This window comes from Thiocystis violacea (assembly GCF_016583565.1).
Taxonomy (GTDB): Bacteria; Pseudomonadota; Gammaproteobacteria; order Chromatiales; family Chromatiaceae; genus Thiorhodococcus; species Thiorhodococcus violaceus_A.
This window is the reverse complement of sequence record NZ_NRRF01000098.1, coordinates 10572-12169: the sequence shown is the minus strand read 5'-3', so window position 1 is coordinate 12169 and position 1598 is coordinate 10572. Positions and strand designations below refer to the sequence as shown.

Annotated in this window: 3 protein-coding genes; 2 read left to right on the top strand and 1 reads right to left on the bottom strand. The window is 61.3% G+C overall.

The genetic code is table 11. From position 1 onward, the window contains the following. Nucleotides 1–332: 332 nt before the first annotated feature. A complete protein-coding gene (locus CKO23_RS22215) occupies nt 333–605 on the top strand; it encodes an antitoxin (protein ID WP_200335231.1) in 273 nt (90 codons plus the stop codon). Continuing rightward, complete coding sequence (gene vapC / locus CKO23_RS22210; protein WP_200335229.1) at nt 605–1003, top strand: type II toxin-antitoxin system tRNA(fMet)-specific endonuclease VapC; 399 nt, start codon at nt 605–607, stop codon at nt 1001–1003. The genes CKO23_RS22215 and vapC overlap by 1 nt, the downstream gene beginning before the upstream one ends. A 44-nt stretch (nt 1004–1047) precedes the next feature. Here the strand turns inward: vapC and CKO23_RS26045 are convergent. Further along, nucleotides 1048–1598 (bottom strand): PD-(D/E)XK nuclease family transposase (locus CKO23_RS26045; protein ID WP_242482651.1); only part of this gene is annotated, 551 nt, incomplete at its 5' end.

Below are 1598 nucleotides of genomic sequence, written 5' to 3'. Positions count from 1 at the left end.
CACGTGCGTCGCGCTGCCTCGCCAACCAATCCTGGCGCGCAGTTTGAGTCAAACGCTGGGGCCTGTACAGAATCGAAGGTAAATCCCACTACGGCGAGTCAATCTGCGGTAGAACGGTTTCGCCGTGGGGCCGCGCCCGAAGTTGGCTCCTCTCACGGATTTGCAATGTGAGACTTCGGCTCTCCCTCCCGGAGGCAAAACACAAGACCCCGGCCTCCCTCGAGCGCGAAGGCCCCAGCGTCTGTATGACTGTCTCCTTCGCTCGCCCGAAATTTGACATCGACCTTGCCACCACATAGCATATGCTTAAAACATATGCAAAAGAGAAGCTCATGCATGATCCCCGACCGCCCGCATCCGCCTCGGAGCCTGCCCCGCCCCGCACCGCGCGACTCTTTCGAAATGGCAGCAACCAGGCCGTTCGCCTGCCGCGCGATCTCGAAATCGACGCTGACGAGGTGCTGATTCGACGTGAGGGCGACAGCATCATCCTCACCCCCAAGCCACGTGCCTGGGAGGATTACTTCACGCGCGGCCGGCGACTGGGCGAGGACTTCCCCGACATGATCGACGACAGCCCACCACAGACCAGGGACGATCTTTGATGCGTTGGATGCTCGACACCAATACGTGCATCTACATCATGAAGCACCATCCCCCGCAAGTCCGGGAGCGGCTACGGAAGATCGCAATCGGCGAGATCGGCATTTCCGCCATCGTCCTGGCCGAGCTGCGATTCGGCATCCGCAAGAGTCGGCGACGCGCGGAAAACGCGGCGGCCTTGGAGGATTTTCTGGCCTATTGCCTGGTGCTTGACTGGCCGCAAGACGCCTCGGAGATCTATGCGCGCATTCGGCGGGCGCTGGAGTCATGGGGGACGCCCATCGGCGCGAAGGACCTGCTGATCGCCGCCCATGCCCTTCATCTCGGCTGCACGCTGGTGACGAACAATACACAAGAATTCAACCGAGTCCCCGACCTGAATCTTGAAGATTGGGTCTGAGCCGTCGCCGAAATAAATCTGTCACCTTTTTTGCTCCGCGCTGGCTACTCGGTGTGACCCTGACCACGCAGTTGGGCTTTGAGGCGCTCGATTTCGGCGAGGGCTGCATCCTTCTCTTGCAACGCTTGCTCCTTGGCCGCGCGTTCCTGCTCCTTGGCCGCGCGTTCCTGCTCTTTGGCCGCGCGTTCCTGCTCGGCATTCGCCCGCTCCTGCTCGGCTTCCGCCTGCAGCTCGTCCAGATGACGTTGGATGCCGCGTTGCTCGCGCAGATAGTTCTGGCGCGCCTGGTAGGTGTGGTAAGCGCGTTCTTTCTCGGAGAAGGTCTTGAGGGTGTTCATGGCTTGCGTCATCTCGGGGGTCTGCATCCAGGACGGCAGGGCACTACTGTCGAGGGCTTCGCCGTCTTTGAAGAACTTCAGCCAGCGCTCCTGCTCGGTGTGGACCTGTTCGGTGTGGAACTTGTTCAATTCCAGCAGCCAGATGCCGCCGTGGTCGAGGAGTGGGCGCGCCTGGGCGTCGCGCAGGCGAAAGTCGTGGGCGTAGTCGCTGCTGTCGGCCAACAGATTCTCGCCCAAGAGCCAGATGGCATAGGTGG

What these genes read in the sequence shown, in the direction of transcription:
- vapC (WP_200335229.1), top strand. Translation starts at nt 605, where the DNA reads ATGCGTTGGATGCTCGACACCAATACGTGCATCTACATCATGAAGCAC.
- CKO23_RS22215 (WP_200335231.1), top strand. Translation starts at nt 333, where the DNA reads ATGCATGATCCCCGACCGCCCGCATCCGCCTCGGAGCCTGCCCCGCCC.